Source organism: Pseudomonas oryzihabitans (assembly GCF_007665395.1).
Classification (GTDB): Bacteria; Pseudomonadota; Gammaproteobacteria; order Pseudomonadales; family Pseudomonadaceae; genus Chryseomonas; species Chryseomonas psychrotolerans_C.
The window spans coordinates 1-25,201 of the sequence record NZ_VDND01000003.1 but is presented as its reverse complement, the minus strand read 5'-3'; the positions used below and the strand labels follow the sequence as shown (position 1 = coordinate 25,201).

At 67.6% G+C, this 25,201-nt stretch carries 26 protein-coding genes and 2 pseudogenes; 24 read left to right on the top strand and 4 right to left on the bottom strand.

The window, feature by feature from the left end; genetic code table 11:
* The first annotated feature begins 308 nt into the window (after positions 1-308).
* Positions 309-788: an Lrp/AsnC family transcriptional regulator gene (locus tag FSV73_RS07695; protein WP_058760549.1), complete on the top strand. Its 480-nt coding sequence runs from the start codon at positions 309-311 to the stop codon at positions 786-788.
* Here the strand turns inward: FSV73_RS07695 and FSV73_RS07690 are convergent.
* Both FSV73_RS07690 and FSV73_RS07685 read right to left on the bottom strand, forming a co-directional pair.
* A complete protein-coding gene (locus tag FSV73_RS07690; RefSeq protein WP_145006300.1) occupies positions 762-1,613 on the bottom strand; it encodes a Brp/Blh family beta-carotene 15,15'-dioxygenase in 852 nt (283 codons plus the stop codon). The two genes, FSV73_RS07695 and FSV73_RS07690, sit on opposite strands and share 27 nt — an antisense overlap.
* A gap of 2 nt (positions 1,614-1,615) precedes the next feature.
* A complete protein-coding gene (locus FSV73_RS07685; RefSeq protein ID WP_145006297.1) occupies positions 1,616-2,308 on the bottom strand; it encodes a bacteriorhodopsin in 693 nt (230 codons plus the stop codon).
* A gap of 239 nt (positions 2,309-2,547) precedes the next feature.
* Between FSV73_RS07685 and FSV73_RS07680 the strand changes: the two are divergent.
* The 3 genes and pseudogenes from FSV73_RS07680 (at position 2,548) to FSV73_RS07670 (ending at position 5,973) form a co-directional block, all read left to right on the top strand.
* A pseudogene (locus tag FSV73_RS07680) lies at positions 2,548-2,917 on the top strand (globin).
* A 326-nt stretch (positions 2,918-3,243) separates the two neighbouring features.
* A complete protein-coding gene (locus FSV73_RS07675) occupies positions 3,244-5,097 on the top strand; it encodes a 3'-5' exonuclease (RefSeq protein WP_145006294.1) in 1,854 nt (617 codons plus the stop codon).
* 36 nt (positions 5,098-5,133) lie between these two features.
* A complete protein-coding gene (locus FSV73_RS07670) occupies positions 5,134-5,973 on the top strand; it encodes a hypothetical protein (RefSeq protein WP_145006291.1) in 840 nt (279 codons plus the stop codon).
* 43 nt (positions 5,974-6,016) lie between these two features.
* On the opposite strand, the gene FSV73_RS07665 is transcribed toward FSV73_RS07670, so the two are convergent.
* Positions 6,017-6,916 (bottom strand): LysR substrate-binding domain-containing protein, encoded by a 900-nt coding sequence (locus FSV73_RS07665; protein ID WP_145006288.1) that lies wholly within the window; start codon positions 6,914-6,916, stop codon positions 6,017-6,019.
* A gap of 107 nt (positions 6,917-7,023) precedes the next feature.
* Between FSV73_RS07665 and FSV73_RS07660 the strand changes: the two genes are divergently transcribed.
* The 20 genes from FSV73_RS07660 to FSV73_RS07565 all read left to right on the top strand — a co-directional run bounded on the left by FSV73_RS07660 (position 7,024) and on the right by FSV73_RS07565 (position 24,518).
* Positions 7,024-8,301 carry an MFS transporter gene (locus FSV73_RS07660; RefSeq protein ID WP_145006285.1) on the top strand — a complete coding sequence of 426 codons (1,278 nt, stop codon included), beginning with the start codon at positions 7,024-7,026 and terminating at the stop codon, positions 8,299-8,301.
* Positions 8,302-9,204: 903 nt separating this feature from the next.
* Positions 9,205-9,927 (top strand): beta-ketoacyl synthase chain length factor, encoded by a 723-nt coding sequence (locus FSV73_RS07655; RefSeq protein WP_145006282.1) that lies wholly within the window; start codon positions 9,205-9,207, stop codon positions 9,925-9,927.
* Positions 9,924-10,691 (top strand): lysophospholipid acyltransferase family protein, encoded by a 768-nt coding sequence (locus FSV73_RS07650; protein ID WP_145006279.1) that lies wholly within the window; start codon positions 9,924-9,926, stop codon positions 10,689-10,691. The genes FSV73_RS07655 and FSV73_RS07650 overlap by 4 nt, the downstream gene beginning before the upstream one ends.
* A complete protein-coding gene (locus FSV73_RS07645) occupies positions 10,684-10,944 on the top strand; it encodes a phosphopantetheine-binding protein (RefSeq protein WP_145006276.1) in 261 nt (86 codons plus the stop codon). The genes FSV73_RS07650 and FSV73_RS07645 overlap by 8 nt, the downstream gene beginning before the upstream one ends.
* Before the next feature lie 10 nt (positions 10,945-10,954).
* Positions 10,955-11,209, top strand: coding sequence for an acyl carrier protein (locus FSV73_RS07640; RefSeq protein ID WP_145006274.1), 255 nt, complete (start codon positions 10,955-10,957; stop codon positions 11,207-11,209).
* A 10-nt stretch (positions 11,210-11,219) separates the two neighbouring features.
* Positions 11,220-11,792: a hypothetical protein gene (locus FSV73_RS07635; RefSeq protein ID WP_145006271.1), complete on the top strand. Its 573-nt coding sequence runs from the start codon at positions 11,220-11,222 to the stop codon at positions 11,790-11,792.
* Positions 11,789-13,435 carry an AMP-binding protein gene (locus FSV73_RS07630; protein WP_145006268.1) on the top strand — a complete coding sequence of 549 codons (1,647 nt, stop codon included), beginning with the start codon at positions 11,789-11,791 and terminating at the stop codon, positions 13,433-13,435. The genes FSV73_RS07635 and FSV73_RS07630 overlap by 4 nt, the downstream gene beginning before the upstream one ends.
* Complete coding sequence (locus FSV73_RS07625; protein WP_145006265.1) at positions 13,432-14,169, top strand: glycosyltransferase family 2 protein; 738 nt, start codon at positions 13,432-13,434, stop codon at positions 14,167-14,169. The genes FSV73_RS07630 and FSV73_RS07625 overlap by 4 nt, the downstream gene beginning before the upstream one ends.
* Positions 14,166-15,086: an LpxL/LpxP family acyltransferase gene (locus FSV73_RS07620; RefSeq protein ID WP_145006261.1), complete on the top strand. Its 921-nt coding sequence runs from the start codon at positions 14,166-14,168 to the stop codon at positions 15,084-15,086. Before FSV73_RS07625 ends, FSV73_RS07620 begins: the two co-directional genes overlap by 4 nt.
* A 29-nt stretch (positions 15,087-15,115) precedes the next feature.
* Positions 15,116-15,550, top strand: coding sequence for an acyl-CoA thioesterase (locus FSV73_RS07615; protein WP_145006258.1), 435 nt, complete (start codon positions 15,116-15,118; stop codon positions 15,548-15,550).
* A complete protein-coding gene (locus FSV73_RS07610; RefSeq protein WP_145006255.1) occupies positions 15,538-16,122 on the top strand; it encodes an outer membrane lipoprotein carrier protein LolA in 585 nt (194 codons plus the stop codon). The genes FSV73_RS07615 and FSV73_RS07610 overlap by 13 nt, the downstream gene beginning before the upstream one ends.
* Entirely contained in the window at positions 16,119-18,443 is a 2,325-nt protein-coding gene (locus FSV73_RS07605) for an MMPL family transporter (RefSeq protein ID WP_145006252.1), read from the top strand. The genes FSV73_RS07610 and FSV73_RS07605 overlap by 4 nt, the downstream gene beginning before the upstream one ends.
* A complete protein-coding gene (locus FSV73_RS07600; RefSeq protein ID WP_145006249.1) occupies positions 18,436-19,683 on the top strand; it encodes an NAD(P)/FAD-dependent oxidoreductase in 1,248 nt (415 codons plus the stop codon). Before FSV73_RS07605 ends, FSV73_RS07600 begins: the two co-directional genes overlap by 8 nt.
* Positions 19,680-20,180 carry a hypothetical protein gene (locus FSV73_RS07595; RefSeq protein ID WP_145006246.1) on the top strand — a complete coding sequence of 167 codons (501 nt, stop codon included), beginning with the start codon at positions 19,680-19,682 and terminating at the stop codon, positions 20,178-20,180. Before FSV73_RS07600 ends, FSV73_RS07595 begins: the two co-directional genes overlap by 4 nt.
* Positions 20,177-21,361 (top strand): beta-ketoacyl-[acyl-carrier-protein] synthase family protein, encoded by a 1,185-nt coding sequence (locus FSV73_RS07590; RefSeq protein WP_145006243.1) that lies wholly within the window; start codon positions 20,177-20,179, stop codon positions 21,359-21,361. Before FSV73_RS07595 ends, FSV73_RS07590 begins: the two co-directional genes overlap by 4 nt.
* Positions 21,358-21,807, top strand: a complete 450-nt coding sequence (locus tag FSV73_RS07585; RefSeq protein WP_145006240.1) for an ApeP family dehydratase — start codon at positions 21,358-21,360, stop codon at positions 21,805-21,807. Before FSV73_RS07590 ends, FSV73_RS07585 begins: the two co-directional genes overlap by 4 nt.
* Entirely contained in the window at positions 21,804-22,541 is a 738-nt protein-coding gene (gene fabG, locus FSV73_RS07580; protein ID WP_145006237.1) for a 3-oxoacyl-ACP reductase FabG, read from the top strand. The genes FSV73_RS07585 and fabG overlap by 4 nt, the downstream gene beginning before the upstream one ends.
* Positions 22,541-23,773 (top strand): beta-ketoacyl-ACP synthase, encoded by a 1,233-nt coding sequence (locus FSV73_RS07575; protein ID WP_145006235.1) that lies wholly within the window; start codon positions 22,541-22,543, stop codon positions 23,771-23,773. The genes fabG and FSV73_RS07575 overlap by 1 nt, the downstream gene beginning before the upstream one ends.
* A gap of 26 nt (positions 23,774-23,799) precedes the next feature.
* Positions 23,800-24,198, top strand: coding sequence for a hypothetical protein (locus FSV73_RS07570; RefSeq protein ID WP_145006232.1), 399 nt, complete (start codon positions 23,800-23,802; stop codon positions 24,196-24,198).
* An 83-nt stretch (positions 24,199-24,281) separates the two neighbouring features.
* Positions 24,282-24,518, top strand: a complete 237-nt coding sequence (locus FSV73_RS07565) for a hypothetical protein (protein ID WP_145006229.1) — start codon at positions 24,282-24,284, stop codon at positions 24,516-24,518.
* A gap of 427 nt (positions 24,519-24,945) precedes the next feature.
* Here the strand turns inward: FSV73_RS07565 and FSV73_RS07560 are convergent.
* Positions 24,946-25,201: pseudogene (locus tag FSV73_RS07560) on the bottom strand (threonine ammonia-lyase, biosynthetic); the annotation flags it as partial.

Sequence of the window (25,201 nt, the reverse complement as noted above, 5' to 3'; positions counted from 1 at the left end):
GGGAGACCTTGCGGCCTCCCCTTGAATTCGTTGTCCTCTCGCACCGCTCGTGACGGTGGCTGCGATCGACCAGGCATGGTGACCTGGGCGGGCCCGGGCGCGGCAGACGGGATACCGTCGTTGGCGATGCGAAAGGCCCTCCTGGGGCACTTCCGGTGGACAGCTCTACCGGGCTATCGAAGTTGAGTTCAGCTTACGCTCATGCCACCGGCAGGGGCTTGCGTTGTGTGTCCTCTTTTCCAGCCCTTGCGCAATCGGTAGCCAGAAAACTAGCATTGAGCGCAATCGGCTATCGCAAGGCATCCAAAATGGACAAACTCGACCGCTTCGATCTGAAAATCCTGGCAGAACTGCAGCGTGATGCCCGGCTCTCCAACCAAGAACTGGCCGAACGCATCGGCCTGTCGCCCTCGCCCTGCTCGCGGCGGGTCAAGCAACTGGAGGATGCCGGCTACATCACCCGCCAGGTCGCCCTGCTCGATCGCAAGAAACTCGGCCTGTCGCTGACCGCCTTCGTGCTCATCGGCATGGACAGACACACCCCGGAGCGCTTCGAGAATTTCCAGGCGATCATCGCCCAGTGCCCCGAGGTACTGGAGTGCTGCCTGGTGACCGGCATGGACGCGGACTATCAGCTCAAGGTGGTGGTGCCCGACATGGAGCACTACCAGCAACTGCTGCTGGGTACCCTGACACGCATCGAGGGCGTGTCCAGCGTGCGGTCGAGCTTCGTGCTCAACCAGATCCTGGCCAGCACCGAGCTACCGCTCAACCACCTGCGTACCTAGGTGCGGCTCGATCGCGGCACCGGCGTCGAGAAAACGCGGCAACACCAGCATGTGTGGCACCGCGAAGGCCGCCAAGACGGCGAATAGCGCACGGATACCGGTGCGCTCCTGTAGCAGGAAGACCAGGCCACCGGCCAGGGTGAAGACGGCTGCGCCCAGCAGGATCGGCCAGGTCAACCAGAGATAGGCCTTGAGGCTGGCGGCGCCTAATAGCCGCTGCCGCACTCCGGTCTGGGGCGCGGCGTGCAGCAGATAGAAGCCGAGGGCGAAGCTTACCAGCGGCGGGGCGATCACCACGGCGAGTAGCGTCGCGGCGAGCCAGGGGCAACGCCGCTGCCAGGCGGCCCAGGACAACAGCGGCAGTGCCAGCGCGCCGCCCAAGGCGAGCGCTCCGGCCATCCACGCGGCCAGGTCGACAGAGCCCGCCGGCCCTATGGCCAGGGCCAGCAGTCGGGCGACGGCTTCGAGGTGCAACAGCACCGGACCGCCGATGATGAAGAGTCCCAGCGCCAAGGCCGTCAGCCGACTGGCGAACAGCTCGTCTTCGTGGGCGAAGTGCCAGGCCGACAGCACCAGGAACAGCGCCAGCGCCAGCGCGCTGGCCAGTTGCCAACCGAGCAGACAGGCCAGGGCCGTCGCCAGATAGCAGCCCAGGAAAGCGGGGCGTCGTGCCGGAGAGATCAAGCACAGGTCGCTGGCGCCATGCAGCAAGCCCAACCCCAGGCCTACCACCAGGGCGAAGGCCAGTTGCCCTGCCCCGCCCGCCAGGCTGGCGAGCCCGGCGGCCAGCAACAGCGCCAGCCAGGCCCGCCCGGTCAGCGTCATGGTTAGACGCCAGGCTGTGCCAGGGCCACTTTGAGATTGCGCTCGGAGGTGAAGGCATAGACCACCTTGGCCAGCACGTCGAGGATCAGGAAGACCCAGACCGTGGCCGCATCACTCACCGTCCAGACACCTTCCGGGCCCACGGCAAAGACCACCGGATAGACCAGCCAGAGCACACTCAGGAAGCCGACGTTCTTGCGATAGGCCGCGCCCAGCGCCGCGCTCTGGCCAGCAAGGGCGGCCAGTGGCTTCCACAGCAGATAGAGCACCCCGGCGAAGGCCGCGCAGGACCAGGCGAAGAACACCCACTTGATGGTGCCGTAGGGCGCCAGGGAGGCGACCAGTCCGGTCACGATCATCACCACGTCGAGGGTGACGATGGAAGCCACGAAGCCGGCCTGGCCTTCCTGCTCCCGGGCGCCCAGGTAGGCCGAACTTACCACCCCGGCCAGCAGCAAAGGCGTGGTGAAGGTCCAGTCCAGGTAGCGGGCGACATAGGTGATGCTGCCGTCCGGCTTGATCAGGTTGCCGACGCCCAGGTACATCGCCAGGTAGGCCGTGGCCGCGATGAAGGGCACCGCGGCATGCACCAGGGTATGGCCGCGCAGCGGACCGCGGTGCGCGCCCTTGGCATAGATCGCCAGGGACGCGAGCGACATGATGATGAAACCTATGAGCAGGGGCGTTTGAGTCATGGCAGTCTCCAGAGGGCAATGGGAGCGCAGCGACGGGCCAGCCCCTCTGGAGTAGGGGTTTCTCGGCTTCCGCTGCGCTTAGGGTAGAGAAGCCGCCCTGTGAATTGGTTCAAAATGTTTCAAGCCACTGAGTGGCGTGCGCCGTGGCCAAGATCGAGGTCAACAGGCGTCCCGCCGTTCCGGCAGGCTGCAGGGTTTCGTGCCCACTAGGAATCCCCACGCTGCCGGCCCGGAACGTGATGCCGAGCGACGGACGCTGCTGCGCCAGCCCCGCCTTCTTCGCTGACGTCTACCAGCGCTGCCTGGCCAGCTCGCCACGGGTACGGGAGACATTCGTGCACACCGACATGGCGGCGCAGCAACGGTTGCTGCCACGGCATCATGAACCTGGTCCTGGTCGCGCGCGGCCTGCCCGCTCCCCGGCTGCGCCAGCTGGGCGAAAGCCACTGCCGCGCGCGACTGGACATAGGCCACGAACGCTACGCAGGCTGGGTCGACTGCCTGCTCGCCACCCTCGCCCAGCACGACCCCGACTTCGACGCGGCCTTGCGCGAGGAATGCCATGAGGTGCTGGAAGCTGGGATCGCGGTGATGCGCAGTGACTCCTGAGCGAGGCTGACCCTGTTGGGCTTCGCTGCGCTCAGCCCAACCTACGCCCCCCACTGCACCGCACCCGCGCCAACCGCTCCCTCTCCCTCCGGGAGAGGGCCGGGGTGAGGGCAAACCAAACCTAAAACAACCTCATACCCGCCCACAAAGAACCTAGTACAGGCCAACTGCCAGCCACCATCGGTCGGCCAACTCGTCCGGTCACCCACGAACGCCTCTGCCTGGCTTTACCCGCCTCGCTCGCCTGGCTAACGTATGACGAAAGGATTTTTGTGCGTCAGGTCTCGGTTCAAGCCGTCCTGCCCGTACCTCGGAATGGATGACCGATGGCCCGCTTTTTCCCCGCTCGCAGTCAATGCCAGTTCGATACGCCCGGTGAACGCCGCTTTGCCGAACGCCTGGAAAAACTGCTCGAAGACGACTACCTCTGCTGGAGCAACGTCCCGGTCGGCCCCAAGGCCCGCTATCCGGATTTCGTCGTGCTCCACCCACGGCGCGGCATCCTGGTGCTGGAGGTCAAGGACTGGAAGCTCGCCACCCTGGAATCCGTCACTCACGGCAAGGTGCGGCTGCATACCCAGGATGGCCTCAAGACCGTCGCCAATCCCCTGCTGCAAGCCCGCTCCTACATCCTCGAAGTCGACCTGCTGCTGAAAAAGGACCCACTGCTGCGCCAGAGCGCCGGTTCGCCCCATCCGGGCCAGCTGATAATGCCCTGGGGCTGGGGTGTGGTGCTCACCGGCATCACCCGCCGCCAGTTCGAGCAGACCGATCTCGCCGACGTCCTTGATCCGCAGCGCGTGCTGTTCCAGGACGAGATGACCGAGTCCGCCGACCCGGAAGCTTTCCAGAAGCGCCTCTGGGACATGTTCCCCCACGTCTTCCCCTGCGCCCTCAGCCTGCCGCAGATCGACCGGGTGCGGTATCACCTCTACCCCGAGGTGCGGGTCAACAGCCAGCCCGGTCAATTCGGCCTGTTCGACGCCACCGACGCGCCGCTGCCCAGCCTGATCAAGGTCATGGACCTGCAGCAGGAACAGCTGGCGCGCTCCCTGGGTGATGGGCACCGCGTCATCCACGGCGCCGCCGGCAGCGGCAAGACCATGATCCTCGGTTATCGCTGCGCCCATCTGGCCAAGGTCTCGGTCAAACCCATCCTGGTGCTCTGCTACAACAAGTCCCTGGCCGGCCGGCTGCGCCAGGTGATCGAACAGAAGGGCCTGGGTGAACGGGTGGTGGTGCAGCACTTCCACGGCTGGTGCTCGGAGATCCTCACGACCTACAACGCCGACAAACCCAAGTGGAGTCCGTCGGCGGATCGCTACGCGACGCAACTGGTCGAGCACACCATCGACGCCGTCGACCGCGGACAGATCCCCCGCGGCCAGTACAGCGCCGTGCTGATCGACGAAGGCCACGACTTCGCCCCCGAGTGGTTCAAGCTGGTGGTGCAGATGGTCGATCCCAGCACCCAGTCCCTGCTGGTGCTCTATGACGACGCCCAGGCCATCTACCGTGGCAAGGGCGGCAAGAAGGCGCTGGACTTCAGCTTCGCCAGCGTCGGCATCCAGGCCCAGGGCCGAACCACCATCCTCAAGCTCAACTACCGCAACACGGTGGAGATCCTCGCCGTCGCCCGCGCCTTCGCCACCGAGCTGCTCACCAGCCGCGACGCCAGCGAAGACGGCGTCCCCCTCATCGCCCCGGAAAGCGCCGGCCGGCGCGGCCCCTTCCCCGAACTCATCCGATGCGGCAGCGACCGCGAAGAATGGGACCTGCTCATCGCCCGCATCCGCGACGAACAGGCCGCCGGCCGCTTGCTCAGCGACATGGCCATCCTCTATCGCAGCAGCAGCCAGGCCTACCAGGCCGAATACGAACTCAAGAAAGCTGCCATCCCCTACCGCTCCGGCGCCAGCGACAAGGGCCGCGCCCAACTCTACGATGCCGAAGACAGCCTGAAGATTGTCAGCATGCACTCCAGCAAGGGGCTGGAATTCGGCTTGGTACTGATTCCAGGACTAGGCGAAATGCCCAAGCAGGGCGAGCCGGAAGCGGATGAGGCGCGGTTGTTGTATGTGGCGATGACAAGGGCGATTGATCGGTTGGTGATGACATATCAGAGAGCGTCAGACTTTACGCTAAGAATGAAAGAACAAATAGGCACAATCAAGCAATAATACCCAAAATAAACGCAACCATTTTAAAGGATTAAAATGCGAGACAACTACAAATTTGAAATGAAAGGTCGCGCATTCGAAGATGGCGACCGTCTAGATAAAGTAGCAGCAGGACTCCAAGCCCTACAGCACATCTTTGATGGACAGTTTCGAGCCATTTCCGACAAAAAAAGACTACATGAGCAAGACCGCCAACTGTTTCAAGCGCGTATCACCAGATATGAAGACGGCTCATTCATAGCGTATCTCGGGGTGGCATATTCAGGACTGCAAACGGTACTGCCATTCATCCAAGGCACACCAAATATATGGGAGGCAACAAAAAACGCTTTTGATTTCCTGAAAGCAATTTACGAAGCCGCGCACAATGGAGAAGAAGTAAAAATAGCTCACGAAGGAAACGGCAACACTATAGTACACGCCAACAACTCTACCATTATCTACAACGGCCCCGTCATAAATATCGGCACACAAATAATTGGAGCAGTCAGAGAACTAGACGACTTGCTAGACAGTGAAGAGGTTAGCAAGGTAGTCCTAGAAGGACCAGATTCGACCCCTATTTTAGAAATGGAATCCAGCAAAAAAGGATTATATTACCCTCCAACAAGGATAGATGAATCGCCGATACAACTTCTGTGTGACATATATGACTTTAATAAATATGATAAAACCGGAAAAGCGAGAATCCCCATCCAACAAAGCATACCACCAGGAAACTATAAATTTAGAAGCATCGGAGGCCAGTCTGTTGAAGATTTTATTTTATCAATGACTGAACCACAAGTATTAATAAACTGCCTAATAAAATATCAAGTCGACCCTCTTTCAGACAGCAAAATAAATGAAATACTAGTAATGAGCATTGCCGCATAATAAGAGCTTGCCAAGCTCACAAAGCCTAATTTTGTCAACATTTTCATATTAATTGCTCGTCAATGCCAACCAACAACCCCACAAACGCCTCCGCCTGCGGCGACACCTCATCCCGCCGCCTGAGCAACCACACCGCAGAGGTCGCCTCGGGATCATCCAGCTCTCGATACACCAGCCCTTCCATCTGGGTGCGCTGGTAGGTAGCCGGCAGCACGGTGACGCCGAGGCCGGCGGCGACCAGGCCGAGGATGATGAGGACTTCGCTGGCCTCCTGGACGATGCGCGGGACGAAGCCGGCGCGGGCAGCGAGGGTGTGGAGTTGTTCGTAGAGACCGGTGCCGAAGCTGCGCGGGAAGTAGACGAAGGGTTCATCGGCGAGGGTGGCCAGGGGGAGTGGCGCCGGGCCCTGCTGGGCCAGGGGGTGGTCGTGCCGCAGCGCCACCACCAGGGGTTCGCGGAAGAGTTCGACCGCCACCAGGGCGTCGGGCAATTCGATGGGGCGGATCAGGCCGATCTGCAGGTTGCCGGCGAGCATGGCATCGATCTGCTCGCGGCTGCTCATCTCCTGCAGTTGCAGCCGTACCTCGGGATAGGCGCGACGATAGGCGAACAGGGTCTTGGGGATGGTGGCGACGAAGGGCGAGGAGGCGCTGAAGCCCACCTGCAGTTGCCCGGTCTCGCCCCGCCCGGCGCGGCGGACCCGTTCAGCGGCGCGTTCGCTGGCCGCGAGCAACTGGCGGGCTTCATCGAGGAACAGCCGGCCGGCATCGGTCAGGGCGACCCGTCTATTGGTGCGCTCCAAAAGGCGGGTGCCCAGCTCGGCTTCCAGGGCCTGGATCTGCTGGCTGAGCGGCGGCTGGGAGATGTTCAGGCGCTCGGCGGCGCGGCCGAAATGCAGTTCCTCGGCCACCGCCACGAAGTACCTCAGGTGTCGCAATTCCATGCCGCCTCCATTGAGTCGCAAAACCTATCAATCGAGACGGACAATATATTGGATATATGGCAGCCACCAGCCTAGGGTGATGAGGTCAGACCTGTCCTGAGGTACCCGTGAACACGTCCCGGTCGTCCGCTCCGCCGCCTTCCTCCCCGCTCGAATCCCGGCCCGCCGCCAACGAGGCGCAGCACGAGCCGGACGCCTTCATCGAAAAGGGCACGCCGCAATTCCTGCGCACCGCCCTGGCGCTGTTCTGCGGTGGCTTCGCCACCTTCGCCCTGCTCTATTGCGTGCAGCCGCTGATGCCGATCTTTTCCCAGGCCTTCGGCCTCACGGCGGCGGCCAGCAGCCTGTCGCTGTCCCTGGCGACCGGGCTGATGGCCTGCGGCCTGCTGGTGACCGGGCCGATTTCCGACGCCATCGGACGCAAGTCGGTGATGGTCTATGCACTGTTCGCCGCCGGGGCCTTCACCCTGGCCAGCGCCCTGATGCCCACCTGGGACGGCATCCTGGTGACCCGCGCCCTGGTCGGGCTGTCGCTGGCGGGCGTGGCGGCGGTGGCCATGACCTATCTGGCCGAGGAGGTGCATCCCGAGCACCTGGGCTATGCCATGGGCCTCTATATCAGCGGCAATGCCCTGGGCGGGATGTCGGGTCGGGTGATCAGCGGGGTGCTGGTGGACTTCGTCTCCTGGCGCATCGCCCTGGGCGCCCTGGGCGTCCTGGCGCTGGTGGCGGCGGTGCTGTTCAAGCGCAGCCTGCCGGCCTCTCGCCGCTTCCAGCCGCGGCCCTTGCGGCCGCGCAGCCTGCTCGCCGGCTATGCCCTGCATTTTCGCGATGCCGGCCTGCCCTGGCTGTTCCTGGAAGCCTTCCTGCTGATGGGCGCCTTCGTCACCCTGTTCAACTACATCGGCTATCGCCTGCTGGGCGAGCCCTACCACCTGAGCCAGGCCTGGATCGGCGTGCTGTCGCTGGTCTACCTGGCCGGCATCTACAGCTCGGCCAAGTTCGGCAGCCTGGCCGATCGCTTCGGGCGGCGGCGGGTGTTCGCCGCGGCCATCGTGCTCAAGCTCGCCGGCCTGCTGCTGACCCTGTTCACCCCCCTATGGCTGGTGCTGCCGGGCATGCTGCTGTTCACCTTCGGCTTCTTCGGCGCCCACTCGGTGGCCAGCAGCTGGGTCGGTCGCCGCGCCCGCCAGGCGCGCGGCCAGGCCTCGTCGCTCTATCTGTTCAGCTACTACGCCGGCTCCAGCGTGGCCGGCACCCTGGGTGGCTTCTGCTGGCACCTGGGCGGCTGGACCGGCGTCGGCCTGTTCATCGGCGCCCTGCTGCTGGTAGCCCTGGCGGTGGCCGTGCGGTTGTCGAGATTGCAGCCGCTGCCAGCGGCTTGAAGGCGCGGCGTGGCTTAGCGCGACGATGACGGGCCATCGTAGGTTGGGCTGAGCGCCGCGAAGCCCAACGGACCCGGTCACGGGGTGCCGCCCACGTTGGGCTTCGACGATGGGGCCGTCTCAACCCAACCTACGGCTCATTGCGGCCATGGCTGACTATCGTAGGTTGGGTTGAGCGCCGCGAAGCCCAACAGATCCTGGCTAGGGGTGCCACCCATGTTGGGCTTCGACGATGGAGCCATCTCAGCCCAACCTACGGCTCATTGCGGCCATGGCTGACTATCGTAGGTTGGGTTGAGCGCAGCGAAGCCCAACAGATCCTGGCCAGGGGTGCCACCCATGTTGGGCTTCGACGATGAAGCCGTCTCAGCCCAACCTACGGTTCATCGCAGCCATGGCTGACTATCGTAGGTTGGGTTGAGCGCAGCGAAGCCCAACAGATCTTGGCTAGAGGTGCCATCCATGTTGGGCTTCGACGATGGAGCCGTCTCAACCCAACCTACGGTTCATCGCAGCCATGGCTGACTATCGTAGGTTGGGTTGAGCGCAGCGAAGCCCAACGGACCCGGTCTAGGGGTGCCGCCCATGTTGGGCTTCGACGATGGAGCCGTCTCAACCCAACCTGCTGTTTCATCGCAGCCCCAGCCGTCATTTCCTTGCTTAATTGCCGCTCGTCGCGCGGAGCGGCGTTTCACGCCCTTGCCGGGCGCCTTCGCCTACCCATCGCGCTAGCCTGTTTCTGAATCCAGGCGCGCCACCGCCACCCTGTCGCAACAAGCGGACAAATGTTTGCCTAGGGTGGGAGCCGCTTGGATAATGCCCGCCGAACGCTGCAATACCCTGCTCATCAGGGATAGATGAAACGGCAAGCACGCAGGCTCCGGGGTAGATTCAGCCGTGAAGATGCATTTCCAGATTAGCGATTGGCGCGCCTGGGCGCCTGGTCTCGTCGACCAGGCCGCCTGGCAGCAGTGGTGCGCCGCGCCCTGGAGCCCGGCGGACGACGGCAGCCAGCCCGATGCCAGCTTCCTACCCGCCATGCAGCGCCGTCGCCTCAGCCGCCTGGCGCGGATGACCTTCCAGGTGGCCTGGCCACTGGCCGACGCCCATGGCGCGCCGCTGCCGCTGATCTTCGCCTCGCGCCACGGCGAGACGCCACGCACCCTGGCCATCCTCCAGGAACTGGCCCGTGGCGAGCCGCTCTCCCCCACCCAGTTCAGCCTCTCGGTGCACAACGCCATCATCGGCCAGTGGTCGATCCTGCGCGGCGATCACAGCGAGATGAATGCCCTGGCGACCGGCCGTGACGGCCTCGAACACGCCGTGCTGGAGGCCTGCACCCTGTTGGCCGAAGGCGCCACTGGCGTCCTGGTGGTGATCGCCGAGGAAGCGCCGCCGGTCCTCTATGCCCCGCAGATCGACGACGTGCCCTTTCCCTATGCGGTCGGCCTGCTGCTCACGCCCGGTAGCGACTGCAGCCTGCAAGGCATGCCGGCGCCCGCGGCAGCCGCGGGCAGCGCCTGGCCCCATGCCCTGCAACTGCTGCGCCTGCTGGAAAGCCGGGGCGCCCTGCACCATGCCTATGCCGGCCGAGGCTGGCAGTGGCAGGCGGAGGCCCGCGGGTGAGCGGCCGGCTCGACCATGGCTACCGGTTGCTGGCCACGGGGCTGAATTTCCTGGTGTTCGGATGCGGTGCCCTGGTCTTCCGGTTGCTGATCCTGCCCATCCTGCTGGCCCTGCCCGGGGATGACCTGCGCCGTCGCCAGCGCGCCCGGCGCGCCAACGCCCGGCTGTTCCGCTCCTTCGTCGCCTTCATGGTGCTGACCCGGGTGATGAAGCTGAGCATCCAGGGCCGCGAGCGCCTGGGGCGGCCCGGCCAGCTGATCATCGCCAACCACCCCTCGCTGATCGACGTGGTGGTGCTCATCGGCCTGGTGCCCGACGCCAATTGCGTGGTCAAGCAGGGCCTCTGGCAGAATCCCTATCTCAAGCGGCAGATCCAGGCCGCCGGCTACATCAGCAACAACGGCAGCGCCGAGATGCTCGACGAAGCCGCCGACGCCCTGCGCGAAGGCCAGACGCTGATCGTCTTTCCCGAGGGCACCCGCACCACCCCCGGCGAGCCGCCGCGCTTCCACCGCGGCGCCGCGGCCATCGCGCTGCGCGGCGCCCGCTGCATCACCCCGGTGATCATCCGCGTGGTGCCCAGCACCCTGACCAAGGCCACGCCCTGGTACCGCATTCCCGCGCGGCGCTTCGACTTCCAGCTGGAGGTCGGCGCCGACATCGACCCCACCACCTTCGCCGGGCGGCCGCTGCCGCTGGCGTCGCGTGAACTCAACGACCAGCTGCACCAGCTCTACCTGAAGGAAACCGGCAACCATGACTGACCTCAACCTCGAGCTCAAAAGCCTGATCATCGAGGCGCTCGGCCTCGAGGACGTCACCGTCGACGACATCGGCGACGACCAGACCCTGTTCGGCGACGGCCTGGGCCTGGATTCGGTGGATGCCCTGGAGCTGGGCCTGGCGATCCAGAAGCGCTATGGCATCCGCATCGACGCCGAAGCCAAGGACACCCGCACCCACTTCGCCAACGTCAACGCCCTCGCGGCCTTCGTCGCCGCCCAGCGCGCCGCCTGAGGAGAACGCCATGCAAACCCGTGACGCCATCTTCGACACCCTGCGCAACGCCCTGGTCGAGCTGTTCGAACTGGAACCCGAGCGCGTGACCCTGGACGCCAATCTCTACGAGGACCTGGAGATCGACAGCATCGACGCCGTCGACCTGATCGACCACCTGCGCCGCCAGACCGGCCACAAGATCGCCGCCGAGCAGTTCCGCCAGGTGCGCACCGTGGGCGACGTGGTCGAGGCCGTCCATCGCATCAGCCAAGCGGAAGCCTGAACCGCCGCTTATGAGTGCCCTGCCTTCCCGCTCGCCCCTGGGCCTGGTCGCCGGCGCCCTGCTGCTCCTGCTCGGCCTGGCCTACCCGTTCGCCGTCTATTTCGGCCTGCAGCACCTCTCGCCACGGCTGTTCGCCGCCGGTCTCGGCGCCCTCTGGGGGCTGCGGCTGCTGCAACCCGGCCTCCATGGCCTGCAGCGCGGCACCGCCCTGGTCGCCCTGGGCTTCTGCCTGCTGCTGGCGCTGAGCGACGCCGCCGTGCTGCTGCGCTGGTATCCGGTGCTGCTCAGCCTGTTCCTGCTGGCGCTGTTCGGCCTGAGCCTGCTGCGCGGCCAGCCGCTGATCGAGCGCCTGGCGCGGCTGCGCGAACCCGAGTTGCCGCCGCGCGCGGTGCGCTATACCCGCCGGGTAACCCAGGTTTGGTGCCTGTTCTTCCTGGGCAATGCCGCGACCGCCGCGGCCCTGGCGCTCTGGGCGCCGCTGGCCTGGTGGACGCTCTATACCGGGGTGATCGCCTATGCCCTGATGGGCCTGCTGTTCGCCGGTGAATGGCTGATCCGCCAACGCGTGCGGAGGCAGCCATGAACGTCACGCCCCTGGCCGAGCTGCTCGGCCCGGCGAGTCCGCTGGACGCCGCCCTCAAGCAGCGCGCCCTGCGCCTGGCCGCCGCCTTCCAGGCCCGTGGCCTCCAGCGTCTGGCGCTGCACCTGGACGATGCCGAGGACCTGGCCTGCGCCCTGCTCGGCGCCTGGCGCGCCGGCATCGAGGTGATCCTGCCGGCCGATGCCCAGCCCGCTACCCGCGCCCGCCTGGCGCCGAGCCTGGACGCCTGGCTCGATGATCTCGAAGACTGGGCGGCCAGCGAGCCCCTGGCGCCTGCCCTGCTCGATCTGCAAGCACCGCTGCTGACCCTGAGCACCTCGGGTTCCAGCGGTGAACCCAAGCTGATCGCCAAGCAGCTGTTCCAGCTGGCCAACGAGGTCGCCGCCCTGGAGCGGCTGTGGGGTGAATCCCTGGGCCAGGCGACGGTGCTCGGCAGCGTCTCCACCCAGCACATCTATGGCCTGCTGTTCCGCGTGCTCTGGCCGCTTTGCGCCGGGCGGCCCTTTGCCCGCCAGGCGCTGCCCTTCACCGAGGAATTGCAGCGCGAGACCGCCGCCTTGCTGCGCGAAGGCCGGCGCGCGGTATGGATCAGCAGTCCGGCGCTGCTCAAGCGCCTGGGCGAGAATCTCGACGATGCCGTCCTCGGCCAGGTGGTGCGGGTATTCTCTTCCGGCGGCGTACTGCCGGGCGCGGCCGCCAAGGGCTGTCAGCAGCGCTTCGGTCGTTATCCCACCGAGGTCTATGGCAGCTCCGAGACCGGCGGCATCGCCTGGCGCCAGGGCCCCCAGCCCTGGCAGGCCTTCGCCGACCTCGAACTGGGCCAGGATGCCGAGGGCGCCCTCTGGCTGACCTCACCCTATCTACCCCGGGGCGTGCGCGAGCAGACCATGGATGAGGTGCAGCTGCTGGGCGACGGGCGCTTCGAGCTGCTCGGCCGGCTGGATCGCATCGTCAAGCTGGAAGAGAAACGTATTGCCCTGCCAGCCCTGGAAGCGCGGCTGCTGGGCCATCCCGCCATCGCCGACGTGCGCCTGGGGGTGGTGCAGCAGGGCCGCGCCCTGCTCGGCGCCCTGGTCGCCCTCAGCGAGCACGGCCTGCACCAGCTGCGCAACGGCGGTCGCCGCGCCCTGGTGGCCGAGCTGCGCGCGCATCTGGTCGGCCATTGCGAGGCCATAGCGCTGCCGCGCCGCTGGCGCCTGCTGCTCGCGCTGCCCTACAGCGCCCAGGGCAAGCTGGCCCAGGCGGAGGTGGAGCGCCTGCTGTCCCAACCACGGCCGGTGGACATCGAGCCACTGAGCGTCGAACGGACGGCCGACGGCTGGCGCCTGGAGTTGGCAATCACCCCGGACCTGGCGTTCTTTTCCGGCCACTTCCCCACGGCGCCGGTGGTGCCAGGGGTGGTGCAGGTCGGCTGGGCCCAGCGCCTGGCGCGCCAGCATCTGGAGCTGCCCGCCGACTTCGCCGGGATGGAAGTGCTCAAGTTCCAGCAACTGCTGCGCCCCGGCGACCGGGTGACCCTGACCTTCCACTTCGACGCCGCCCGCAGCAAGCTGCACTTCGCCTTCCGCCAGGGCGAAGCCGCCTGCTCCTCCGGGCGCATCCTGCTCAAGGAGCCGCAGTCTTGAGTTTTCGTGCCTGCGCGGTGATCCCGGTGTTCGACCACGAGCACGCCCTGCCCCTGGTGGTCCAGGCCCTGCGCCAGCGCGTCCTGCCCTGCGTGCTGGTGGACGATGCCTCCAGCCCCGCCTGCGCCCGGGTGATGGACGCGCTGGCCAGGCAACCCGACATCCATCTGCTGCGCCTGCCGGTCAATCAGGGCAAGGGCGGCGCGGTGATGGCCGGCCTGGCCGAGGCGCAGCGACTGGGCTTCAGCCACGCCCTGCAGGTCGACGCCGATGGCCAGCACGACCTCGACGACGTGGCCGCCTTCCTGGCCGAGGCCCAGGCGCATCCAGACGCGCTGATCTGCGGCTATCCGCGCTTCGACGACTCGGTACCCAAGGGCCGGCTCTATGCCCGCTACCTCACCCATGTCTGGGTCTGGATCAACAGCCTGTCGCTGGAGATCCGTGACAGCATGTGCGGCTTTCGCGTCTATCCGCTGGCGCCGACCCTGGCGGTGATCCGCGCCGGTGGCCTGGGCAAGCGCATGGATTTCGACCCGGAGATCCTGGTGCGCCTGGCCTGGCGCAACCAGCCGATGCGCTGGCGCCCGACCCGGGTGCACTACCCCCTGGATGGCCGCTCGCACTTTCGCCTCTGGCAGGACAACGTGCTGATCTCGCGCATGCACACCCGGCTGTTCTTCGGCATGCTGGTCCGCGCACCGCGCCTGCTCTGGCGGCGGGTACGCCGGTGAGCGGCCACTGGGCGCAGCAGCGCGAGCGCGGCAGCCCGCTGCTGATGCGCCTCACCGCCTGGCTGGCACGCCACCTGGGCCGCCGCGCCATCGCCCCGCTGCTGCGGCTGATCGTGCTGTATTTCTTCCTGTTCGGCGCCCGGGCCCGCCGTGGCATCGGCGAGTACCAGCAGCGCCTGGCAGACTGGAGCGGTCGCCCCGACCTGCAGCCCAGCTGGCGCAGCGGCTATGCCCAGTTCATGGCCTTCGCCGAGGCCCTGCTGGACAAGCTCGACGCCTGGAATGGCCGGCTCGGCCTGGACCAGGTGCGCCTGCACGACGAGGACCAGGTGCACAGCCGCATGCACGGGCCGCGTGGCGAGATCCTGGTCACCGCCCACCTGGGCAACCTGGAGGTCTGCCGTGCCCTGGCCCAGCTGGGGCGCCGGGTGCGCCTCAATGTGCTGGTGCACACCCGCCATGCCGAGGCCTTCAATCGCCTGCTGGAAGAAGCCGGCGCCAGCGACCTGCGGCTGATCCAGGTCAGCGAACTGGACCCGGCGGTGATGCTGCAGCTGAGCGAGCGCCTGGAACGCGGCGAATGGCTGGCCATCGCCGGCGACCGGGTGCCGCTGCATGGCGGGCGCACCGTCGCGGTGGACTTCCTCGGCGCCCCGGCGCCCTTTCCCCAGGGACCCTGGCTGCTGGCCCACCTGCTGCGCTGCCCGACCAACCTGCTGTTCTGCCTGCGCGAGGACGACGGCTACCACCTCTACCTGGAAGACTTCGCCCCGGCGCCAAGCTGGCGCCGCCAGGAGCGCGCCGCCGGTATCCAGGGCCTGGCCCAGGCCTATGCCGAGCGCCTCGCCGCCCACTGCCTGAAGGCCCCGCGGCAGTGGTTCAATTTCTATCCCTTCTGGAGTCGCCATGATGCGTGAGGCTGGTCGCAACAGTTGCCGGAGGCGCCATGCGTAAGACCGGTGCCCTGCAGGTCGAGGTGGAGATCGACATCCCCTTCTTCGACGTCGACATGATGGAGATCGTCTGGCACGGCCATTATGTGAAGTACCTGGAGGTGGCGCGCTGCGCCCTGCTCGACCGCCTCGGGCACAACTACCTGCAGATGCGCGACTCCGGCTATGGCTGGCCGGTGATCGACCTGCAGATCCGCTATATCCGCCCGCTGCTGTTCCAGCAGCGCGTGCGGGTACGGGTCGACCTGGTGGAATGGGAGCATCGCCTCAAGCTCCATTACCTGATCAGCGACGCCGCCACCGGCGAACGCCTGACCCGCGCCAGCACCGTGCAGGTGGCCGTGGACCTGGCCAGCCGCGAGATGCAGCTGGCCTCGCCCAAGGTGTTCGTCGAGGCGGTAGAGAGGGCCCTGGCATGCACAAGCTGATCGCGCTGTTGCTCATCCTGGCCGCCCCCCTGGCCCAGGCCTTCGACCTCGACGACCTGGCCACCCAGCTGGCACGGCCGGCGGTGGTCGAGGGCCGTTTCGTCCAGCAGCGTTATCTGCGCGCCCTGCCACAACCGCTGACCAGCAGTGGCCACTTCACCCTGGCGCGCGGCCTGGGCCTGCTCTGGCGGCTGGAAAAGCCCCTGGCGCAGACCTATCGCATCACCCCCGGCGCCATCGCCAAGCAGACGCCGGCCGGCTGGACGCCGTTGCCCGGCAGTGACCTGGCGGCACGCCAGAGCGCCCTGTTCCTCGCCGTGCTCGGCGGTGACCGCAGCGGCCTGGAGCGCGACTTCGAGCTGGCCCTGAGCGGCGGTGCCAGCCACTGGCAACTGCGCCTGACCCCGCGCGGCGCCCTGCTCAAGCAGGTGTTCGACGGCATCCTCATCCAGGGCGGGGCCCTGGTGGAGCAGGTGGAAATCCGCGAGACTCAGGGCGACCGCAGCCTGCTCAGGCTCGACGGCCAGGCCAGCGACGCCCTTAGCGCCGACCAGCGCGCGGCCTTCCAGTGACCCGCCTGCAGCGCCCCTTCCTGCTGTTCCTCTTCGTCCTGCTGGCGCTCAGCGGCTGGCAGTGGCGCCATGGCCCGCCGGTGGCCGCCGACCTGCTGGCCCTGCTGCCCCAGGGCGCCGGCGATGCCCTCACCCAGCAGGCCGAGGCGCGCATGGCCGAGCCGCTCAATCGCGAGGTGCTCCTGCTGGTCGGTCATCCCCAGCGCGAGCGGGTGGCGGCGCTGGCCGAGCGACTGGGCCAGGCCTGGTCCCGGGAGCCGCTGTTCGAGAAGGTGCAGTGGCAACTCACGCCCGACCTGCCCGGCTTGCGCCAGCAACTCCTGGCCGGTCGCCTGGCACTGCCGCCGGGACCGGTGCGCGATGAGCTGATCGAGACCCCCGACGCCTATCTGCAAGCCCGCGCCGCCGCGCTCTTCGATCCCTTCGCCGGTGCCGGCGCCCTGCCCTTGGAACAGGACTGGTTCGGCCTCGGCTTGCTGGTGCAGCGCCAACTCACGCCGGCCAGCAAGGTGGCCTTCGACGCCGGCAGTGGCCTCTTGCTGACCCAGGGCGATGGCCTGACCTGGGCGCTGGTCCGTGCCCGTACCCGCGCCGATGCCTTCGACTTCGATGCCCCGCCGCGGGTGGAAGCCCTGATCCAGGCCGCCCGCCAGGAGGTGGTGGCCGCTGGCGGCCAGCTGCTCGCCGCCAGCGGCCTAAGGTACGCCGCCAACGGCCAGGCCACCGCCAGCCGCGAGATGTCGCTGATCGGCGGCCTGGCCACCCTGGGTACCCTGGCCCTGCTCTTGGGGCTGTTTCGCCGCTGGCGGGTGCTGCTCAGCCTGCTGGCGGTGGGCGTGGCGCTCTTGGCCGGCAGCGCGGCCTGCGTGCTGCTGTTCGGCCAGATCAACGCCCTCACCCTGATCCTTGGCGCCAGCCTTACCGGGGTGGCCGCCGACTATCCGCTGCACTATCTCAGCAAGAGTTGGAAGGGCAGTCCCTGGGACGCCACGGCCATCCTGCGCGAGACCCTGCCGGGGCTATCCCTCAGCCTGGCCACCAACCTGCTGGGCTACCTGGCGCTGGCCTGTACGCCCTTTCCGGCCTTGACCCAGGTGGCGGTGTTTTCCGCTGCCGGCCTGATCGGCGCCTACCTCACCACCGTGTGCCTGTTGCCAGCCTGGTGGCAACGCCTGGACCTGGCACCGCCCGCCGCGCCGCTGCGCCTCATGCAGCGCCTGCTGGACCTGCGCCTGCGGCTGCTGGCGCGCAGCGGCAGCCTGCCGCTGCTCCTGGCGCTGCTGGCCTTCTGCGCCGCCGGTCTCTGGCAGCTGCATACCCAGAACGACCTGCGCCTCTGGCTCGGCCAGGACCCGGCGCTGACGCGCGAAGCCCAGGCCATCGCCCGCCTCACCGGCCTGCAACCCACCAGCCAGTTCTTCCTGGTGCGCGGCGCGGATGCCGACGAGGTGTTGCAACGCCAGACGGCCCTGGGCCAGCGCCTGGACAGCCTGGCCAAGGCCGGCCAGTTGCAGGGCTATCGCGCCCTGAGCGGCCTGGTAGCCCCCGCTGGCGCCCAGGCGGAAGTGCGCCAGGCTCTAGCCGGCTGGAGCGCACGCCTGCAACCCTTGCTGGCCGTGGGCATCCCCGCCGAAGCCTTGCAGGCGGAGCTGAAACACCTGCAACAGCTGCCTGACGTGAGTCTCGACCAGGCCCTGGCCGGTCCCCTGGGCGAACCCTGGCGGCCGCTCTGGCTGGGTCGCACAAGCGATGGCGGCGCGGCCGGATTGGTCAGCCTGCAAGGCCTGGGCAATGCCCAGGTGCTGCAGAAGGTCGCCGATGGCCTGCCTGGCGTGCAGCTGGTGGATCGCCTGGGTGAATTGCGCGGCTTGTTCGTCCACACCCAGCGCCTGGCGGTGGAGCTCAAGCTGTTGGCCTCGGGGGCCATCTTCCTCCTGCTGCTCTGGGCCTTCGGCCGGCGCGCCGCGCTGCGCATCGTCTGCCTGCCGCTGCTGGCCGCCCTGGCCGCCCTGGCCTGCCTCGGCTGGCTGGGTCAGCCGCTGACCCTGTTCAGTCTCTTCGCCCTGCTGCTGATCACCGCCATCGGCGTGGACTACGCCATCCTCATGCACGAAGCCATCGGCGGCGCGGCGGTGAGCCTGCTCGGCGGCCTGCTGTCCGGCGTCGGCAGCTGGCTGTCCTTTGGTCTGCTGATGCTCAGCAGTACCCCGGCCATCGCCAATTTCGGCCTGGCCATCAGCCTGGGGCTGGTGTTCAGCTTCCTGCTGGCGCCCTGGGCGTCGCCGCCCGCCTCCCACGAAAAGGAATTTCGTCATGGTTGAACATCACCCCCTGGTGGTCATCGGCGCCGGTCCGGCCGGGGCCGTGGTCGCGGCCCTGCTCAGGCGCCGCGGGCATCCGGTGCTGGTGCTGGAAGCCCAACACTTCCCGCGCTTTTCCATCGGCGAGAGTCTGCTGTCCCACAGCCTGGACTTCATCGAGGAAGCCGGCATGCTGCCGGCCGTCGAAGCCGCGGGGTTCCAGACCAAGATCGGCGCGGCCTTCGCCTGGGGCGAGCGCTATACCGACTTCGACTTCCGTGACACTTACAGCGGTGGGCGCAGCACCTTCCAGGTCCAGCGCGGCCCCTTCGACAAGCTCCTCGCCGATGACGCCGCACGCCAGGGCGTGGAGATCCGCTATGGCCAGCGCGTCACCGCGGTGAGCCTGGGCGAAGCCGGTGAGAAGACCCGGATCGAGGTACAGGGCGACGACGGCCAGGCCTACCGGCTGACCACTGATTTCCTGCTCGACGCCAGCGGCTACGGCCGAGTGCTGCCACGCCTGCTGGATCTGGAGGCGCCTTCGAACTTCCCCGTGCGCCGCGCGCTCTTCACCCATGTGGAGGATCGCATCGACGACCCCGGCTTCGACCGCGAGCGGATCCTCATCACCACCCACCCGACCCTGCGCGACGTCTGGTTCTGGACCATCCCCTTCAGCGATGGCCGCGCCTCGGTCGGGGTGGTCGCCGCCGCCGAGCGCTATGCCGGACGCGCCCCTGATCTCGCCACCGGTCTGCGTGACTGGGTCGCCGAGACCCCGAGCCTGGCCCGGGTGCTGCACAATGCGGCCTGGGATACCCCGGTGCGCGAGCTGGGTGGCTATGCGGCCAACGTCAAGCGGCTGCACGGCCCCGGCTTTGCGCTCCTGGGCAATGCCGCCGAGTTTCTCGATCCGGTGTTTTCCTCCGGCGTCACCATCGCCCTGCGCTCGGCCAGCCTGGCCGCGCCCCTGGTGGATCGCCAACTGCGCGGCGCGCCGGTGGACTGGGACGCCGAATTCGCCCAGCCCCTCAAGGCGGGCGTCGAGGCGTTCCGTGCCTATGTGGAGGGCTGGTACGATGGCAGCTTCCAGGATGTCCTCTATTTCGAACAGGCCGATCCCGAGATCCGCCGCATGATCTGCGCCCTTCTCGCCGGCTATGCCTGGGATACCCGCAATCCCTTCGTCAAGGAGCCCAGGCGCCGCCTACGCCTGCTCGTCGAGCTCTGCCAGCTGAATTCGGTCCACCCTGCATGACCCTGCCTCGTCCGCTCGTCTTCGCGCTGGCCTGCCTGCTGCTCCTCGCCGCCTGCGCCAGCCAGCCACCCCTGCCCAGCACTCCGCCGCCGCTGGCGCACGCCCTCGTCTACCAGGTGGAGCGCCAGACCGCCGAAGGTAGCGACGCCCTGCTACTAGCCCTCCAGCCGGAAGGCCCCGCCCTGCGCTTTTCCCTGTTCGATCCCCTCGGCGTGCCCCAGGCGCGCCAGGTGCTGGTCGACGGCGCCTGGCACGCCGACGGCCTGCTGCCGCCCAACCCCCGAGCGCGGACCCTCTTCAGTGTGCTGCTGTTCGCCCTGACGCCCGCCGACCAACTGCCACGGGCCTATGCCGCGAGCGACTGGCACAGGGCCGCCGACGGCAGCCGCACCCTCAAGGACTGGCAGGTGCGCTATCCCGCCGCTGACCGCCTGGAGCTGGAGGCGCCGGACGGGTCGCGCTATCGGCTGACGCTGCTGCCGGAGTCCGCCCCTTGAGCGCCTATCTGAATGCCCTGGGCCTGCTCTGCGCCCTGGGGCATGGCAAGGCCGAGGTGGCCCGCGGACTGTTCGCCGGCGATACGGCCGGCATGCGGCCCACGCCGGGTTGGATTCCCGAGCGCCAACCGCCAGTGGGCACCGTCACTGCCGCCCTGCCGGCCTGGCCGACGGAGTGGACCCCCTTCTTCAGTCGCAACAACCAGCTCTTGCTGGCCGCCCTGAGCGAGATCGAGCCCCAGGTGCGCCAGGCCATCGACCGCCATGGCCCCGCCCGGGTCGGCGTGGTGCTGGGCACCAGCACTTCGGGCATCCACGAGGCCAGCCTGGGCATCGCCGTGCACCAGCGCAGCGGCCGGCTACCCGAGGGCTACCAGTACGCCCAGCAGGAACTGGTCGCCCCGGCGGATTTCCTCGCCCGCTACCTCGGCCTGAGCGGCCCCTGCTACGGTCTTTCCACCGCCTGCACCAGCAGCGCCCGCGCCCTGCTCAGCGCCCGCCGGCTGCTGGTCCAGAGCCATTGCGACGCCGTGCTCTGCGGCGGCGTGGACAGTCTCTGCGGCCTGACCCTGAACGGCTTCGCCGCCCTGGAAGCGGTCAGCGAGACGCTGTGCAATCCCTTCTCGGTCAATCGCCGCGGCATCAACATCGGCGAGGGCGCGGCGCTGTTCCTGTTGACCCGCGAACCCGGCCCCGTCGCCCTGCTCGGCGGGGGCGCCAGTTCGGATGCCCACCATATTTCCGCCCCCGATCCCAGCGGGCGTGGCGCCATCCAAGCCATGCAGGCGGCCCTGCGCGCCAGTGGCCTGGCGCCAGCCGACATCGGCTATCTCAACCTGCACGGCACCGCCACGCCGCACAACGATGCCATGGAAAGCCATGCCACCCAGGCGGTGTTCCCGGCCGGGGTGCCCTGCTCCTCGACCAAGCCGCTGACCGGCCACACCCTAGGCGCCGCCGGCGCCCTGGAAGCCGCCTTCGCCTGGCTGACCCTGGACCCGGCCCTCAACCCCGCCGGCCAGTTGCCGCCGCAACGCTGGGACGGCCACGCCGATCCGGCGCTGCCACGCCTGGCGCTGACGGATGCCGACAGCCGCCTGGATGGTCGCCGCCACGCCATGAGCAACAGCTTCGCCTTCGGCGGCAGCAACGTCAGCCTCATCCTCGGAGCCGCGCCATGATCCCCTGGACCCTCGCCGAGCTGGTGCCCCACGCCGGCGACATGCTGCTGATCGACGAGATCCTCGCCTGCGATGAGCAGGGCATCGAGACCCGCCTGGTGGTGCGCCCCGGCCTCTTCACGGATGCCGCCGGCGCCCTGCCGGCCTGGATCGCCGTGGAGCTGATGGCGCAGAGCGTGGCCGCCTTCGCCGGCTGCCAGGCACGCCGTCGCGGCGAGGCGCCGGCCCTCGGTTTTCTGCTCGGCACTCGCCAGTTCACCTGCGACGTCGCCGCCTTTCCCGCTGGCGCCGAGTTGCGCATCCAGGCCCATTCGGCGCTGGAGAACGAGGATGGCATGGCCATCTTCGACTGCCAGCTGCAGGGCCCCGACTGCCAGGCCAGCGCCCGGCTGAACGTCTATCGTCCACCGCGGGTGGATCTGTATCTAGAGGAGCCCGCGCCATGAGCGTCGTCCCCGCCCCGGTCCTGGTGACCGGTTCCAGCCGCGGCCTGGGCCGCGCCATCGCCCTGCGCCTGGCCGCCGCCGGCCATGACCTGGTGCTGCACTGCCGCAGTCGCCGCGAAGAAGCCGAGGCCGTGCGCGCCGAGGTCGAGGCCCTGGGTCGCACGGCGCGGGTGCTGCAATTCGACGTCGGCGACCGCGCCGCCTGCGCCGCCATCCTGGAAGCCGACACCGAGGCCCACGGCGGCTACTACGGGGTGGTCTGCAACGCTGGCCTGACCCGCGACGGCGCCTTTCCGGCGCTGACCGGCGAGGACTGGGATGTGGTGCTGCGCACCAACCTCGATGGCTTCTACAACGTCCTGCATCCGGTGGTCATGCCGATGATCCGCCGCCGCGCGCCAGGGCGCATCGTCTGCATCACCTCGGTCTCCGGGCTGATCGGCAATCGCGGCCAAGTCAACTACAGCGCTTCCAAGGCCGGCCTGATCGGCGCCGCCAAGGCGCTGTCCGTGGAACTGGCCAAGCGCAAGATCACCGTCAACTGCGTGGCCCCGGGGCTGATCGATACCGAGATCCTCGACGAGCACGTTCCGGTGGAGAAGATCCTCGAGATGATCCCCGCCGGGCGCATGGGCACCCCCGAGGAGGTGGCCCACGCCGTGGCCTTCCTGCTCGCCCCCGAGGCCGGCTACATCACCCGCCAGGTGCTGGCGGTCAATGGAGGGCTGTGCTGATGAACGGCCGCCGCGTCGTGATCACCGGGATGGCCGGCGTCACCGCCCTGGGCAGTGACTGGCCGACCATCCGCGACAACTTCCTCGCCGGCCGCAGCGGCATCCGCCGCATGGACGCCTGGGATCGCTACCGCGAGATGAACACCCGCCTGGGCGGACCCATCGTCAACTTCCAGGTGCCCGGCCACTGGACCCGCAAGCAGCTGCGCAGCATGGGCCGCGTCTCCCAGCTGGCGGTGGCCGCCGCCGAGCGCGCCCTGGCCGATGCCGGGCTGCTGGACGACGCCCGTATCACCGACGGTCGCATGGGCGTGGCCTGTGGTTCCTCCACCGGCAGCACCGACGACATCAAGGCGCTGGCCAATATGCTGCTCAGCGATGCCGCGGTGGGCCTCAACGCCAACACCTATGTGCGCATGATGCCGCACACGGCGGCGGCCAACCTGAGCCTGTTCTTCGGCCTCAAGGGCCGCTTGATCCCCACCTCCAGTGCCTGCACCAGCGGCAGCCAGGGCATCGGCTACGCCTACGAGGCCATCAAGTTCGGCCGTCTGCCACTGATGCTGGCGGGTGGCGCCGAAGAACTCTGTCCCAGCGAGGCCATGGTCTTCGACACCCTCTATGCCACCAGCCTGCGCAACGACGCCCCCCACACCTCGCCGCGGCCCTACGACAAGGGGCGCGACGGTCTGGTGATCGGCGAAGGCGCCGGCATCCTGGTCTTGGAAGAGCTGGAGCACGCCCTGGCCCGCGGCGCCCACATCCACGCCGAGATCGTCGGCTTCGGCAGCAACGCCGACGGCCAGCACTCCACCCGCCCGGAGCAGGCCACCATGCAGCGCGCCATGGAGCTGGCCCTGGAAGACGCCGGGCTGACGCCGGACGCCATCGGCTACGTCAACGGCCACGGCACCGCCACCGAACAGGGCGACATCGCCGAAACCCGCGCCACCCAGGCGCTGTTCGGCGCGCGCATGCCCATCAGCTCGCAGAAGAGCTACCTGGGCCATACCCTCGGCGCCTGCGGCGCCCTGGAATCCTGGTTCAGCATCGCCATGATGAACGAGGCGCTGTTCGTGCCCACCCTCAACCTCGACGAGCTGGACCCCCAGTGCGGCGAGCTGGACTATCTGCGCGGCGGGGCCCGGGCCCTGAGCACCGAGTTCGTGATGAACAACAATTTCGCCTTCGGCGGGGTGAACACCTCGCTGATCTTCCGTCGCTGGTCTTGATCCAACCTGGAAAAGGAGCCTTTCCAATGCTACGTCGCCTGCTGCTCGCCCTTGCCGTCCTCACGCTGGTCGCCTGTACCACCAAACCGATCGAGAATCCTCGCGAGGTGTTTCCAACCGACCGGCCACTCGCCGCCACCGATGTGCGCGAAGCCATCCTCAAGGCTCTGCAGCAGCGTGGCTGGGAAACCCGTACCGAAGCGCCCGGCCTGATCACCGCCAGCATCGACGTGCGCGACCGGCATCAGGCCTGGATCGATATTCCCTACAGCACCCAGGGCTACCAGATCCGCTATCGCGACAGTGCTGGCCTCGACTATGACGGTGAGCACATCCATCGCAACTACAACAAATGGGTGCAACTGCTCGACCGCGATATCCGCCACCAATTGCATTTGCCGGCCCCGACGCCCGCTGCTCAGTAGCCGGCAGCGCCTGGCTCGGGTAGACCGGAACGGCGGCGCGCCCGGATAGGTCTGTCTTAAAGACCTATCTCGAGGCCGCCGCCATGCCCCGCTCGCTCATCCACTACCGCAAGGACGGCGAATCCCGCCAGCTCGACGTCGAGCACACCGAGCCGGCCCTCGCGCCGCACCAGGCCGCCTTCACCTTGCTGGAGCGCCTCTGCGCCGACGCCGAGAACAGCCTGGCCCTGCCACCCGCCGATGCGCCGCCCGCCGCCATCCTGCGGCAGGCCGAGGTGCATGGCTTGACGGATATCCAGGTCGAGGCCCTGACCTCGTAGGTTGGCGCGGAGCACAGCGAAGCCCAAGGGTTCGGTGGTCAGCATTGGCTACCCTCACCCCAGCCCTCTCCCGGAGGGAGAGGGGGCGGTCGAGTCCGGTGCGTTATCCACCCGCGCCACGGTGGTTTTTTCGTAGGTTGGCGCTGAGCGCAGCGAAGCCCAACGGTTAGGTGTTCAGCGTTCGGTTACCCTCACCCCGGCCCTCTCCCGGAGGGAGAGGGGGCGGTTAGGTCCAGCGTGTTATCCACCGCGGGGGCTCGGTTCAGCCGGTGGATAAGGCTGCGCCGTTATCCACCCTACGCCACCGATCGCGATCTTGCCGGGTTTGATGGAGATGGGCACCTGCTCGGATGACCCCCTCTCCCTCTGGGAGAGGGTTGGGGTGAGGGCGCCCTAGCCACGCTGTTCCCAGAGCCCCCTGAAGGCGTTAACCCAGGAACAACCGATACGCCGGATTCTCCGTCTCGTCCCAGTAGCGATAGCCAATGGCATCCAGCGTCGCCAGCAGCTCAGGCCGCTCCGCCTGGCTGGCTTCCAGCGCCGCGAACACCCGCCCATCCGCCGCGCCATGGTTGCGGTAGTGGAACATGCTGATGTTCCAGCGCCCGCCCAGGCGTTCGAGGAAATCGAACAGCGCTCCGGGGCGCTCGGGGAATTCGAAGCGGAACACCTGCTCCTGATCC